A 13,723-nucleotide genomic window follows, 5' to 3' on the forward strand; every position below is an offset into this window, starting at 1 on the left:
GGGAAGATTTTGGCGCCAAGGGTGACGGCCTGGAAGATCTGAACCCGGTTGCCGATGATCGAGGTGGCGCCGATGACGACACCGGTGCCGTGGTCGATGAAGAAGCTGTGACCGATCTGGGCGCCTGGGTGGATGTCGATGCCGGTCGCCGAATGCGCCAGTTCGGCCACCAGCCGACCCAGCAGCGGCGCACCCAGCCGGTAAAGCCGGTGGGCGATCCGGTGGTTGATCATGGCTTGCACGCCGGGATAGCAGATCAGCACCTCGTCCACGCTACGCGCGGCGGGGTCGGCGGCAAAGGCGGCGGTCACGTCACTGTCCAGAAGTGTCCAAATTTCAGCCAGGCTGGCGGCGAAGTTGCGCACGGCCAGAACGGCCCTGTCTTCGATCGGGGCGCTGTCGTCGCCGGGCGTGACATGGCGATGCGCCCAGTTCAATTCCAGCCGGGCTTGATGCGCAACTCATGCAGAACCGTGTCCAGCGTATGGCCAACGTAGTAATTCTCATGCTCTTGACGTAGGTTGTGCGGTCCAAGGCGCATCGGATACAGCGCGCCACGCAGCCCTTCGACAATCCGCGCCATCCCGTCGCGAGAGGGAAGCTCGCGGCCTCCCGGTTCGCCAGACTTGTGCTGGGCGCTGCGCCATCCCAATCGCGCGGTCGCTAGATCAGCCACGACGCGGTCCAGATCTAAGACCGGATCGCTTTTGGAGTAGGGGTTGGTTTGGGCCAGGGCGGGGTAAATGATACTGCTCATGGTCACGTGTCAGTTTCGCCTGACCGCAGGCCAGCGAAGGTGAAAAGCGACGGCAAGGCAAGACCCGCCCCATGGCGCTTCAAGGTCTAAGATGAATTCATCGCCACCGCCCCGGCCAAAGGGATGGATCCGCGTCTCATGATCCATGATCAACGCCGGCGTGATCGTTGCTGCTTGCCCGATGGGCTAGATGGTATCGTGTAATTGCATGTAACAGAATGATATTCTGTTCTGTTGTGCAGTGCTGCGGCTTTGGAAACAAAGTGATCATCGAAGAATGGCGCCGCAAAATGCCATGCTTTCATCCGGCGATCAGGCAGGCATTTCGTTTTTTCGGTTCGCTTTGGGCCAAGGCGCGCGTCCCGATTGGCCGTTGCCTTGCCGGCTTTGACCCTGCCTTGCGGCGCAAGACATCCGAACTTCCGGGTTGGGAAACGAGTCCCTTTTGTCGATGAATTGGATCTTTATTACGTGTGCAGCTTTGGTCCGCCGCAGATCCGAAGCACTGCCGAAGCGCATCAACAAGGGTAGGGCACACATACGGCAAAATGGGTTTCAGAAGGATGGCATTCTAAGGCCCACTTGCAAAACGGACTGTTCTGGTCGGGCTTGCGGAATCTTCGAAATAGACGGGTATTGTCTTTAGGCGATAATATCTACCATCTTTGTGGGTAAATGGAGTCCGCAATGCCCCGCCTTGACCTTGTCGGCCTGTCCGGCAACATCACGAACCCGTCCAAAACCCGCAAGCTGGTCGAAACCGCACTTGCGATTGCGGCAACCCGGCTGGATGTCCAGACCGAAGTCATCGAAATCAATGACTTCGGTGAACAGCTTGGTCGGGCGCGGTGGCTTGACGATCTGGATCAATCTGGACGCGCGCTGGTAGCGCGCATTGTCAGGGCCGACGCGCTGGTTGTGGCGACCCCGATTTACAAGGGCTCGTACCCAAGTCTGTTCAAACACCTGATCGATCTGTTGGATCCCGCAGCCTTGGTGGGCAAGCCCATCCTGATCGCCGCAACCGGCGGCGGCGAGAAACACGCCTTGGTCGTGGAACATCAACTGAGGCCGCTGTTCGGCTTCTTTGAGGCGCAAACGCTGGGAACGGCCGTTCACGTCTCGGACAAGGATTTCGAGAATGGTCATCTGACCGGTTCTGCAGCTTTGGCGCGGCTGACACGCGCGTTGGCACAATTCCATTCCCTCTTTCCCCATAACCTCCGCGCTGCAGAAGCGGCCGAGTAAGCATGACCTGTCATGACCGAACCCGTCAAATTCGCCTATTGGGTGCCCAATGTCTCGGGCGGCCTTGTCATATCAAACATCGAATAGCGCACCAGTTGGGACATCGGCTCTAACATCAAGCTGGCTCAGATCGCCGAGGAAGCCGGGTTTGACTATGCGCAGAGCCAGATCAGGTTTACCGCCGGCTATTGTGCCGACAACCCGCATGAACCCGCGTCGTTCAGCCAGGCGCTGCTGCACGCGACGGAAAAGCTGAATGTCATCGCGGCAATCCTGCCGGGGCCTTGGACGCCCGCGGTTGTGGCCAAGCAGATCACAACAATCAGCCACCTGACCAACAGCCGGATCTCGGTCAACATCGTGTCGGGTTGGTTTCGCCCGGAATTCTACGGCATTGGCGAGCCGTGGCTGGACCATGATGAACGCCATCGTCGGTCTGAAGAGTTCATTGAGGCGCTGCGCGGGATCTGGACGCAGGACAGTTTCACCTTCAGGGGTGATTTCTACCGCTTCAACAATTACACCATGAAAGCCAAGCCTTTGGCTGTTCCCCAAATTTTCCAAGGCGGCTGCAGCCGGGCGGCGCGTGATATGGCTTCGCGCGTTGCGGATTGGTACATCACCAACGGAAACCCGCCAGACGGCTTGAACAAGCAGGTCGTGGACATCAAGACCAAGGCTGCGGAAACGGGCCATAAGGTCAAGATCGCGGTCAACGCTTTCGCGATTGCGCGGACGACCGAAGCCGAAGCCCGCGTCGTTCTGGACGAGATTGTCGCCAAGGCCAATCCCGACGCAGTGCATGGCTTCGTCCATGAAGTGAAGAACGCCGGCAAAGCCAACCCCGAAGGCGAAGGCAACTGGGCCAAATCCAGCTTCGAGGATCTGGTCCAGCACAGCGACGGCTTCCGCTCCAACCTGATCGGAACGCCTCAGCAAATTGCCGAACGCATTATGGGTCTGAAAGATGCCGGGGCTGACCTGATCCTTCTTGGCTTCCTGCACTTCCAGGAAGAGGTCGAGTTCTTCGGACGTCATGTCATCCCTCTGGTCCGTCAGGTGGAAGCCGTACGCGAACAGGCAGTGGCGGCTGAATAGACCGCCTTCCCCCCCAACCAATGAAGACGTGAATGACGGGTGTATTCTTGTGCGCGCTTGATCCAGGCACCCCTGCGCTGGCTGGTCTTCCAACGGCATCGGCCCCTGCAGGGCAGCACCCCAATCCCCCGCTGGGAACGGCCTTGGCACGGGGCGGGGAAATCCACTGTCCTGAACGTGATTTCCGGGCTTTACCGGGCCGACACAGGCTCTATCGCCTTGGCCGGCACCCTATTTGACCATGTGCCACCGCAAGGCCATGCACGACTTGGTGTGGCGCGGACCTTCCAGAATCTGGCCCTGTTTCCCGGCCTGACGGTTGCGGCCAACATCGCCGCCGGATTAACCTTCCAGCGCAAGGCCTGGCTACTGACGCAAGTGTTGCGTGTGCCGGGCGCGCGAGGCGAGAATGCACGGGTCGCGCAACGCGTGACCCGGATCGCCCAACACCTTTACCTGACCCCGCATCTGGAAAAGCTGGTCGCAACCCTTCCTTACGGCCTGCAAAAGCGTGTCGAACTGGCGCGGGCCCTGGTGGCGGAGCCGCATCTTCTGCTGCTGGACGAGCGGATGGCCGGCATGACCGCCACGGAAAAGGCCGAAACGGCCAGCTTTGTCCGTGCCGCCCGCGATACCTTGGGACTGTCGGTGGTGCTGACCGAGCACGACATCGGCGTCGTCATGGGCATGACTGATCGTGTCACGGTGCTGGATCACGGCGTCAAGATCGCCGACGGCTCTCCGGTCGAGGTGCAGTACGACCTCGAAGTGATCCGCGCCTATCTGGGTGCCGACCACGGTGCGGAGGCGGCGTGATGTCCTGGTCCGATTTTCTGTTCGTCATCGAGGTGATCGTGGGTGCCTGCTGTCGGGCGTGATGTATGCCCTTGGGCGATTGGTTTCGGGCTGATCTACAAGACCTCGTGCGTGTTGAATTTCACGCAAGGCTCGATGGTCTTGTTTGCCGCCCTGAACTTCGTCAGCCTTGTCGAACGCGGCGTACCGTTTGTGCTGGCACTGGCGATCACGGCTGCGATCATGGCGGTGATGGGCTTTGCAATCGAGCGTGCCGTCCTGCGGCCCTTGGCCAACCGCTCGCCCATCACGCTGTTCATGGCCACCCTGGGCCTGTCCTACATCATCGAGTGCGTTGGTCAGCTGATCTGGGGCACCGACGTGCACGAGTTGAACCTGGGCATTTCCAATGCCCCCTTCAAAGTGGGGGGGGCGTCTTCATCTCAACCTTCGACCTCGTGGCGGCCGTGGCGCTGGAGGTGCTTCTGGTGCGTCCGTCCGGCCTGTTCGGCCAGAAACGGGTTGAGAGGTTCTGATCTCGCATCTTGCTGAAACCCAAGCCGCACCGCTGCAACTGACCAAGGGGTGGCGGCTGATTTTCCTGCTGGTTGCAGCCTTCGTCGGCGTACCTCTTTTCGCTTCAACCGATGTCATAGAGGCGATTCTGCTGGCGTTTCTGGCGCTGGCTTTGGCGGGCTTAGGCTTGAACCTGCTGACGGGCTACGGCGGACTGGTCTCGCTCGGGTCTGCGTCCTTCATGGCGGTGGGAGTCCTTGCAGCGTACAACTTCAACCTGCGGCTGCCTGGCCTGCCTTTGCCAGTGACGCTGCTGCTGGCGGCGGCAACCTCGGCGGCAGCGGGGCTGGTGTTTGGCCTGCCGAGCCTGCGTTTGCGCGGGTTCTATCTGGCGGTCTCCACCCTCGCCGCGCAGTTCTTCGTGCAATGGGTGGTGACCAACTTCAACTGGTCTTCCAACGACAACGCCTTTGGCATCATCTCGGCCCCGGCGATGAGCGTGCTGGATTTCAGCCTGAATGGCACGCAAGGCCGCTATGCCGCCGGCTTCATCGCCTACCTGAACCTGATCAACATCTGCAATCGCGGCGTCAACGGGGTCAAGCTGACCTGGGATGAATGCGAAACGGAATATGCCGCGGAAAAAGGCGTTGAATGCTATCAGCGTCAGAAAAGCCACCCGGACGCCGCCGCATGGAACCCGCTATCGGTGGGCATTGCTTATGCCATGAATGACGGCGTTACGGCAGACAAGACCCCTTTGATCACCATCAACCATGGCCGCACCGATACCACCGATGGCCGCGTCTTTCCTTAGGTCTTCCCGCTGCTGTTGAACCCTATTCGGAATCCTCGGGGATCATCAATTACATCGCAAGCAAGGAGGGCGGGCTGGACAAGCTGAAGGGCAAGAAGATCGTCGTGCTGTACCACGGCTCGCCCTATGGCAAGGAAACCATCCCAATCTATGAGTTGCTTGCGGCCAAGTACGGCCTTACCGTTGATCAGATCGAGGTGCCCCATCCGGGTGACGAACAAGGCGCGCAGTGGCTGCAGATCCGGCGCGAGCAGCCAGACAGGGTCATTCTGCGCGGTTGGGGCGTGGTGAACCGGGTGGCGCTGACCACCGCATAGCGCAATGGATTCCCGGCGGATCATATCGTCGGCAACGTCTGGTCCAACTCGGAAGAAGACGTAAAGCCAGCAGACGATGTTGCGATTGGCTATACGACCATCACCACCCAAGCCTCCGGCAACCAGTACCCGGTGCTGCAAGAGGTCATCAAGACGGTCTATGACGCCGGCAAAGGCAACGTGGATAACAAAAGCCGGATCGGCTCGGTCTACCACAACCTCGGCATCGCCAACGTGGAAGCCACCCGGATCGCGCAGCAGAAGTTCGGCCACCGCACCCTGACCGGCGACGAATTGCGCTGGGGCTTTGAACACCCGCAACTTGATGCGGCGCGGGTCAAGGCGCTTGGCACAGAGAACCTGTTCCATTCGATCAACCTCACCTTCGACAACCACGAAGGCGACGGCTACGTGACCTTTCAGCACTGGGATGCAAGAAATGGAATGTCGTGTCCGGCTGGATCGCTCCGGACTGGGCTCTGCGGCGCCCGATCATCGAGAAGTCGTCTCAGGCCTATGCCAAGGAAAAGGGCCTGCCGATCCGCACAGCGGAAGACGCCGACAAGGTCGACCAATAACCACAGCGGGCGGCCCATGATCGGGGCCGCCGAACCAGTCGGGAAGTCAGACATGTCTCAGGTCATCGTTGAATTCGAACGGGACTCCGCCGCGTCCAACCTGCTGCCGGCAGAGCGGGGCCGGGTGACCGCTGGTCACATACGGTACAAAGACCAAGATGTGACGCAAGACACCCTGGCGCAGCACATCCGCAAGGGTCCGGTGCCTGTTCTGGACGGGCGGCGGTGCTTCAAATCGCTGACTGTCGGGGAAAACCTGACCACCGGGGCGATTGGCCGTGGCTTGGCACGCGAACAGATCGCCCAGACGTTGGAGCAGGTCTACACCCGTTTTCCCCGCCTGAAGCTGCGTCGCAAATCGCTGGCAGGCGTGACCTTTGGCGCGGGTTGATGGCCCGTCCAAAGGTATTCCTGTTCGACGAACCGTCGATGGGGCTGGCCCCATTGGTGGTTGTGGAAATCTTCGAAGCATTTGCCGGGCTGAACCGCGAGACGGGGCTGACGCTTCTGGTGGCCGAACAAAACTCTGCCATTGCGTTGAAATATGCGCACCATGCCACCGTCATCGAAAATGGCAGATCGGTGCTGGACGGCCCTGCCAAAGACCTGGCTGCCCGTGCCGACATTCGGGCGTTGTACCTTGGCGGCAAGCCGCAAGCGGAGACTGCGCTATGACCGTTCCCGACAAGATCAACGTGTTGTGGTTCATCCCGACACATGGCGACACCCGCTATCTTGGCACATCGCAAGGCGGGCGGCAGGTGGAGCTGCCTGACCTGACCCAAGTCGCCAAGGCCGCTGACAGTCTGGGCTTTTATGGCGCCCTTCTGCCCACGGGACAGGCCTGCGAAAACAGCTGGATCGTGGCACCCGCCCTTGCCACCCAGACCCAGCGCCTGCGCTTTCTGGTCGCCGTGCGACCGGGCCTGCAAACGCCGAGGCTGGCGGCCCGCATGACCTCGACCCTTGACCGCATTTCAGGTGGTAGGCTGTTGGTCAACGTGGTGACGGGGAGCGATCCTCTGGAGAGCAAGGGCGATGGCATTCACACCAGCCATGCCGAACGCTATGAGATCACGGACGAGTTCCTTGGCATCTATCGCGCCCTGCTGCGCGGCCAGACGGTGGAGCACAAGGCAAGCATTTCAACAATTCCGATGGCAGGGTGCTTTATCCCACCGCCCAGAAACCCTACCCCGCGCTGTATTTCGGCGGCTCGTCCATCGAAGGGCAAACGGTCGCAGCGCGCCATGTCGACAAATACCTGACCTGGGGCGAACTCCGGGCGCGGGTGGCCGAAAAGGTCCGGCAAATGCGCCGGTTGGCCGAGGCGTGAAATCACCTTCGGCATAAGCCCGCACCTGATCTTGCGTGAGACGACCGCCGAGGCCTGGGCCACCGCCGACCGGCTGATCAGCCGTCTCGACGATGCCACCATCGCCGCAGCGCAAAAGGTTTTCGCCCGCATGGATTCGGTCGGACAAGCGCGGATGAGCGCCTTGGATGTCGGCAAACGCGACAAGCTGGAAATCAGCCCGGATCTGTGGGCCGGAGTTGGTCTTGTGCCCGGCGGGGCAGGGACTGCCTTCGTGGGCTACCCCGACACGGTGGCCGAACGGATCGACGAATACCGGCGTATCGGCATCGACAGCTTCATCTTCTCGGGCTATCCGCATCTGGAAGAGGCAGACACCTTCGGCGAATTGGTCTTGCCGAAACTTCCCTTGACGCACCCGATCCTCCACCACGATGTTAATGCCAACACGGGCCCGTTCGGCGAAACCGTCGCGGGCGATCACCGACCCAAATCGCAGGCTGCCCAATGACACAGAAGCCCACCTTGGCCATTATTGGCGGCGGTTTGTCCGGCGCTGCGGTGGCCTATCACCTTAGCGCCTTGCTGCCGTCGGGCGGAGTTGATCTTGTGGTCGTGGAGCCCCGGGCCGAACTGGGCCGGGGTTTGGCCTATTCCGCCAGCGACCCCGATCATCGCCTCAACGTGCCCGACCACAAGATGAGCCTGCGCAGCGACCGGATGGATCATTTTCAGCGCTGGCTTGCCTCGGCGCAGGCTCCTCCCCTGGCCGCCGGTTCGGCATTGCCGACCGGAGAAATCTTCGCCGCGCGCTGGGTTTTTGGCAGTTACGTGTCGGCGCAACTGGCGCCTTTGCTGGCGTCCGGGCAGGTGCGGCATGTTCAGGCCGGTGTTGCGGCCATTGCGCGCGGCCAGCGCTATGACCTCAGCCTGACGGATGGTTCGGTTCTGCAAGCCGATATTCTGGTGCTTGCGGCTTCTCACCCCCGGGCCGCCTTGCCGCGCGAGGTGGCTGCGTTGGATGGTCAACCTGCGCTGATTGCCGATCCACTGGCCCCGAAGGCGTTGGAAGGCATCGGGGCCAGTGAGCGGATATTGATCGTCGGCAACGGCCTCACTTCGGCGGATATCGTGGCAACCTTGCACCGCAACGGTCATCAGGGCCAGATCACCGCCCTGTCCCGGCACGGCTGGCGGTCGAAGGCTCACGGCCCAAAGCAGGGGGAATCCTCGACGGATTTCGCAACTGACCCCTCGGCTACGGCGCTACACCTGTTTCAGCGGGTCCGATGCGCCCTTGCGGAAGATGCCGCTCAGGGCCTGACCTGGCATGCGGCCTTTGACAAGTTGCGGGCGCAAGGGCCAACCATCTGGGCCGCCTTGCCCGAGGTGGAACGCCGCCGCGTCCTGCGCCACCTGCGTGCCCTGTGGGACATCCACCGCTTTCGCATCGCCCCGCAGACGCAGGATGCCACCCTGCAGATGCAGCGCAAGGGGCGTTTGATCCATCTGGCGGCACGGATCGTGCAGATGCGGCTGGGCGCTCCGCTGGAGTTTCGTGTGGTTGAACGGCATAGCCGCATCACCTTTCCGCTTGTGGTTGACCGGGTGATCCTTGCAACCGGCCCGGCGCATGGGTCAGTGATCGGCGGCAATCCTGCGCTGGCTGACCTTGCCGCGCTTGGCCTGTTGCGCCCTGATCCGCTTGGCCTTGGCCTCCACACGTCCGCGCGTGGCCACGCCGTGCCGTCCAACGGTCAGCCAGACGGCTCGATCCTGATCGCTGGTCCCCTGGCGCGTGGCACGGTGGGGGAATTGATGGGCGTGCCAGAGGTGATCATCTGGGCGGAACACATCGCCCAAGAGGCCGCCGCGGAGATCCGCAGGCGTCAGGCCCATGTGGCGGCGGAGTAGGCCAGCTGCAGCAGCTTTGCGTATCCAAAGCATGGCGTAGCGCACGGCAAAAAGTCGCCTCTTCGGCGCGATCCGCGCAGGGGGTATCGTTGGTTTGATCGGTGCAGGCGACGGGGGCCAAGGTGCTGTCCAGCACCCCCAAGCCCCGGCCCACCATGATCTCTGACGCCCGAAGTGCCATGGAGAGCCTTCCGCCCGGTTTGTTGCGCGTCTTCAAGATGCCACTGTGCACGGCGATTTGATGTAAGCGCAGGATGGTGCCGAAGGACTGTTGCGCCAGATCCACCAGTCCATATCTGGCCTTGATCGAGGGCATTTTGGCGGCGTCGTTATCGTGATCTAACTCTCAAGACGCAATTGCCGACCATTTTCCAGTGGTCATGCGGCGCAACTGGACAGGGACAGGCCTCATGACCGATCTGACTGCCGATTTTGTGATTGTGGGTGCCGGTTCGGCGGGATGCGTCGCAGCCAACCGGCTCAGTGCGGACCCTGGCGTCAAGGTCGTGCTGCTGGAGGCCGGCGGGCCTGACACCAACCCGTGGATTCACATCCCCGTCGGCTACTTTCGCACCATGCACAATCCGGCCGTCGACTGGTGCTACAAGACCGAGCCGGATCCCGGCCTGAACGGCAGGTCTCTGGCCTGGCCAAGGGGCAAGGTGCTGGGCGGATCGTCCTCGATCAATGGGCTGCTCTATGTCCGGGGGCAGCCGCAGGACTACGACCGCTGGCGGCAACAGGGCAACGCCGGGTGGAGTTGGGCCGACCTGAAGCCACTGTTCCTGCGTGCCGAGCGTCAAGAGCGCGGCGCAAATGCGGATCATGGCGCGGATGGCCCCCTGTCAGTGTCTGACCCGCGCCTGTCGCGCCCGATCTGCGACGCCTGGGTGCAGGCGGCGCAAGCGGCGGGCTACCCGTTCAACCCCGATTTCAACGGTCCGAACCAGGAAGGTGTCGGCTATTTCCAACTGACTGCGCGAAATGGTCTGCGCTGCAGCGCCGCTGCCGCCTACCTGAACCCGATCAAGCATCGGGCGAACCTGACCATCGTTTCCCGCGCCCATGTTCAGCGTCTGGATCTTGCCGGGCGGCGGGTGACCGGCGTGATCTATCGCGATGCGGCAGGCTCAGAACGGCGGATTGCTGCGCGGGCAGAGGTGATCCTGTGCGCAGGGGCCATCGGATCGCCGCAGCTTCTGATGCTGTCGGGGATTGGCGAGGGGGAGCATCTGCAGGCGATGGGCATTCCGGTCGCCGCCGACCTGCCCGGAGTTGGTCGCAATCTGCAAGATCATCTGCAGGCCCGGCTGGTCTTTCGCACCCATGAAAAGACGTTGAACGACGAGGCACGCAGCCCCTTCCGCAAGGTTGCGATGGCGGTGCAATACGCTCTGACACGGCGCGGTCCGATGGCCATGGCCGCCAGTCTTGCAGCCGGGTTTCTGCGCACCGCTCCGCATCTGGAAACCCCCGACATCCAATTTCACATCCAGCCGTGGAGTGCAGACAGCCCGGGCGAAGGGGTGCATCCCTTCTCGGCCTTCACCGCCTCGGTCTGTCAACTTCGCCCGGAAAGCCGGGGCGAAATTCGCCTCCGCGCGCCCAAGGCCGAGGTGCATCCCATCATCCGCCCGAACTATCTGGCGACCGCCACCGATCAGCGGACGCTGGTCGCAGGCATCAGGATAGCGCGGCAGATTGCGGGGTTTGATCCGCTGCGCACCCGGATTTCCGAGGAAGCCCGACCGGGTCCCCAAACCCTGGACGACGCCGCCTTGCTGGACTGGGCGCGCAACGCAGCGACCACGATCTATCATCCGGTGGGCACCTGCAAAATGGGCTCTGGGCCGGATGCGGTGGTGGATGATCGGCTGCGCGTGCACGCAATTGCGGGCCTGCGCGTGGCGGATTGCGCGATCATGCCGGACATCGTGTCTGGCAACACCAACGCCCCGGCCATCATGATCGGCGAGAAAGTCAGCGAACTGATCCTGCAAGAGCGTCGGGCGGGAAATGAGATTTTGAATTGATGCCATATGGCAAAGAATTCTCTTCGATCTTTGCAATGGGGCAGAGTGAACGTTTCACTCAGGGGCGCGCCAGAGGGCAGGGAATTCCATTTCCTTTATAAAAAACAGATAACTAAACGCGTTGGGGCGGTTTTGTCAGCAGCGATCTTTCCTCAGTTTTGGTAACTTGACAATATCTACCTTCTTTATGGATATTTAACGCGAACAGGGTTCCGCCCGGTTGCGGATGAAGGAGATAACGATGACGGTTCTGACTAGACGTGCCTTCGGCGCCAGCGTTCTGGCCCTTACTGCATCCATGGGCTTTGCGGCCAAGGCGGAAAAGGCCACCACGCTCAAGGTGGGTTACCAGAAAACCAACCTGCCAGTGATCGCCAAGAAGCTCGGCGTGATCGAAAAGGCAGTCGCCCCCGTGACGGTGGAATGGGTCGAATTCCCCGCCGGCCCGCCACTGGTTGAGGCGCTGAACGTCGGCGCCATCAATGTCGGCTGGACGGGCGACGCCCCGCCGATCTTCGGGCAGGCGGCGGGTGCCAACATCGTTTACACTGCTGCCTTGCCGCCCAGCGGGGACGGCGAAGGGGTCTTTACCAAAGACGGCTCCGGGATCAACTCGATTGCCGACCTGAAGGGCAAGAAGGTCGCTGTCGCCAAGGGCACCTCGGCCCACAACTCACTAATCGCGGCGCTGGAGAAGAACGGCCTGGCCTTGACCGACATCGACGTGGTTTATCTGAGCCCTGCGGATGCCGCCGCCGCCTTCGCCGCCGATCAGGTCGTGGCTTGGGCAGTCTGGGACCCCTTCTTCGCGATTGCAGAGACCAAGTACAAGCTCAAGGTCCTGTCCCGGTCTTCCGAGGTGTTGAACGTCAACACCTACTTCCTCGCCAACAAGGATTTCGCAACCGACAACGGCGACCTGATCACCGCGACGATCAAGGCGTTGGGGGATGCCGCGGCCTGGGCCGACACCAACCGCGATCAGGTGGCGGAAGCCGTGGCCGAAGTGACGAAGGTTCCGCTGGACGCCAACAAGCTGGCGGTCAGCCGCGCCAAGTTCGGCATCTATCCGATCACGGATGAGATTGTCGCAGGCCAGCAGGCCACCGCCGACCGCTTCTTCAAGCTGGGCTTGCTGCCCAAGGAAGTGAAGATCGCCGACGCCATCTGGAATGCCAGCTAAGGCCCAACGGTCCGGCCCCGAACAGGGCCGGACCTTTTCAGGATTGCCCATGATGCCATCGCGCCGCCTCTCGTCCCTGCTGGGCTGGATCCTTCCGGCCCTGATCATTGCCGTGTGGGAGGTGCTGAGCCGGGTCGGGTTCATCACCCCCAATGTGCTGCCCGCCCCAAGTCAGGTCTTCACGGCCTTCTGGACCCTGCTGCAAAGCGGCGAACTGGTGGCCAACATTGGCATCAGCACCTGGCGGGCGGTGACCGGCTTTGCCATCGGCGGCTCGATTGGCTTCGTGCTTGGGTTTGCTAACGGCCTGTCGAGCCTGAGCCGCGATCTGACCGACACCACGCTGCAGATGGTCCGCAACATTCCCCATCTGGCGCTGATCCCCTTGGTCATCCTGTGGTTCGGGATTGATGAGGAGGCCAAGCTGTTCCTCGTCGCCTTGGGCGTGTTCTTCCCGATCTACGTCAACACGCTTCTGGGCATCCAGGGCGTTGATCCGCAATTGATCGAGATGGGCCGCACCTATGGCATGGGCCGTGCCGAGCTGGTGCGCCGGGTTATCCTGCCGGGTGCCTTGCCCGCGATCTTCACCGGCCTGCGCTACGCCTTGGGCATCATGTGGCTGACGCTGATCGTGGCCGAGACAATCTCTGCTACCTCGGGTCTTGGCTATATGGCGATGCAGGCGCGCGAGTTCCTGCAGATCGACATCGTCGTGCTGTCGATCCTGATCTACGCGCTTCTGGGCAAGCTGGCCGACAGCCTTGCCCGCTGGATGGAGCGTGTCAGCCTGCAATGGCATCCCTCCTTCCAGACCGCCCGCTAGATGGGGACCGACATGACCGCAATGAGCCAGTTTCCCAAGGTGACCACGCCCGCCTTTTCGTTCCGCAATGTCACGCGCAAGTTTGGCGCGAAATCCGTACTGACCGGAATTGACCTGGAGGTCGAGCAGGGCCAGTTCCTTGCCATCATCGGCAAAAGCGGTTGCGGCAAAAGCACCCTGCTGCGGTTGTTGGCCGGGCTGGACCAGCCCGATGGCGGTGCAATCCAACGCGCCCCGGCTGCCCCCGGCCAGACGGCAACCCGAGTGATGTTTCAGGAACCCCGCCTGCTGCCTTGGGCGCGGGTGGTCGACAATGTGGGCGTGGG

15 protein-coding genes and 2 pseudogenes are annotated in these 13,723 nt (G+C 61.8%); 15 read left to right on the forward strand and 2 right to left on the reverse strand.

Translation table 11 applies throughout. From position 1 onward, the window contains the following. The coding region (locus tag AC1Y2B_RS22180; protein ID WP_482255312.1) for a serine O-acetyltransferase at positions 1 to 437 on the reverse strand (437 nt) is incomplete at its 3' end. Further along, positions 434 to 757, reverse strand: coding sequence for a hypothetical protein (locus AC1Y2B_RS22185; protein WP_482255313.1), 324 nt, complete (start codon positions 755 to 757; stop codon positions 434 to 436). The genes AC1Y2B_RS22180 and AC1Y2B_RS22185, both read right to left, overlap by 4 nt. 687 nt (positions 758 to 1,444) lie before the next feature. Between AC1Y2B_RS22185 and AC1Y2B_RS22190 the strand changes: the two genes are divergently transcribed. From AC1Y2B_RS22190 to AC1Y2B_RS22260, 15 genes and pseudogenes are all read left to right on the forward strand, one after another. Further along, the gene (locus AC1Y2B_RS22190) at positions 1,445 to 2,005 is read left to right on the forward strand and encodes an NAD(P)H-dependent oxidoreductase (protein WP_482255314.1); all 561 of its coding nucleotides are present in this window, start codon (positions 1,445 to 1,447) and stop codon (positions 2,003 to 2,005) included. A gap of 99 nt (positions 2,006 to 2,104) precedes the next feature. After that, positions 2,105 to 3,103: pseudogene (gene sfnG / locus AC1Y2B_RS22195) on the forward strand (dimethylsulfone monooxygenase SfnG); the annotation flags it as partial. A 57-nt stretch (positions 3,104 to 3,160) separates the two neighbouring features. Next, positions 3,161 to 3,919 carry an ABC transporter ATP-binding protein gene (locus AC1Y2B_RS22200; protein WP_482255315.1) on the forward strand — a complete coding sequence of 253 codons (759 nt, stop codon included), beginning with the start codon at positions 3,161 to 3,163 and terminating at the stop codon, positions 3,917 to 3,919. Positions 3,920 to 4,030: 111 nt separating this feature from the next. Beyond that, positions 4,031 to 4,450, forward strand: a complete 420-nt coding sequence (locus tag AC1Y2B_RS22205) for a hypothetical protein (RefSeq protein ID WP_482255316.1) — start codon at positions 4,031 to 4,033, stop codon at positions 4,448 to 4,450. Positions 4,451 to 4,601: 151 nt separating this feature from the next. Continuing rightward, a complete protein-coding gene (locus AC1Y2B_RS22210) occupies positions 4,602 to 5,231 on the forward strand; it encodes an ABC transporter permease subunit (RefSeq protein ID WP_482255317.1) in 630 nt (209 codons plus the stop codon). Positions 5,232 to 5,284: 53 nt separating this feature from the next. After that, positions 5,285 to 5,548 carry an ABC transporter substrate-binding protein gene (locus AC1Y2B_RS22215; protein WP_482255326.1) on the forward strand — a complete coding sequence of 88 codons (264 nt, stop codon included), beginning with the start codon at positions 5,285 to 5,287 and terminating at the stop codon, positions 5,546 to 5,548. A gap of 449 nt (positions 5,549 to 5,997) precedes the next feature. Further along, positions 5,998 to 6,126, forward strand: coding sequence for a hypothetical protein (locus tag AC1Y2B_RS22220; RefSeq protein WP_482255318.1), 129 nt, complete (start codon positions 5,998 to 6,000; stop codon positions 6,124 to 6,126). Positions 6,127 to 6,178: 52 nt separating this feature from the next. After that, a complete protein-coding gene (locus tag AC1Y2B_RS22225) occupies positions 6,179 to 6,517 on the forward strand; it encodes a hypothetical protein (RefSeq protein WP_482255319.1) in 339 nt (112 codons plus the stop codon). Then, positions 6,517 to 6,801, forward strand: a complete 285-nt coding sequence (locus tag AC1Y2B_RS22230) for an ATP-binding cassette domain-containing protein (RefSeq protein ID WP_482255320.1) — start codon at positions 6,517 to 6,519, stop codon at positions 6,799 to 6,801. Before AC1Y2B_RS22225 ends, AC1Y2B_RS22230 begins: the two co-directional genes overlap by 1 nt. After that, positions 6,798 to 7,952, forward strand: a pseudogene (gene ssuD, locus AC1Y2B_RS22235) (FMNH2-dependent alkanesulfonate monooxygenase). Before AC1Y2B_RS22230 ends, ssuD begins: the two are co-directional and overlap by 4 nt. Beyond that, positions 7,949 to 9,355 carry an FAD/NAD(P)-binding protein gene (locus tag AC1Y2B_RS22240; RefSeq protein ID WP_482255321.1) on the forward strand — a complete coding sequence of 469 codons (1,407 nt, stop codon included), beginning with the start codon at positions 7,949 to 7,951 and terminating at the stop codon, positions 9,353 to 9,355. Before ssuD ends, AC1Y2B_RS22240 begins: the two are co-directional and overlap by 4 nt. Before the next feature lie 410 nt (positions 9,356 to 9,765). Further along, on the forward strand, positions 9,766 to 11,388 hold the full coding sequence (locus tag AC1Y2B_RS22245; RefSeq protein ID WP_482255322.1) for a GMC family oxidoreductase: 1,623 nt from the start codon (positions 9,766 to 9,768) through the stop codon (positions 11,386 to 11,388). A gap of 241 nt (positions 11,389 to 11,629) precedes the next feature. Then, a complete protein-coding gene (locus tag AC1Y2B_RS22250) occupies positions 11,630 to 12,571 on the forward strand; it encodes an aliphatic sulfonate ABC transporter substrate-binding protein (protein WP_482255323.1) in 942 nt (313 codons plus the stop codon). Between the two features lie 49 nt (positions 12,572 to 12,620). Beyond that, complete coding sequence (locus AC1Y2B_RS22255; protein ID WP_482255324.1) at positions 12,621 to 13,397, forward strand: ABC transporter permease subunit; 777 nt, start codon at positions 12,621 to 12,623, stop codon at positions 13,395 to 13,397. Positions 13,398 to 13,409: 12 nt separating this feature from the next. Then, a partial coding sequence (locus tag AC1Y2B_RS22260) for an ATP-binding cassette domain-containing protein (RefSeq protein WP_482255325.1) occupies positions 13,410 to 13,723 on the forward strand: 314 nt, incomplete at its 3' end.

The sequence above is a fragment of the Stagnihabitans sp. genome, from assembly GCF_964946895.1.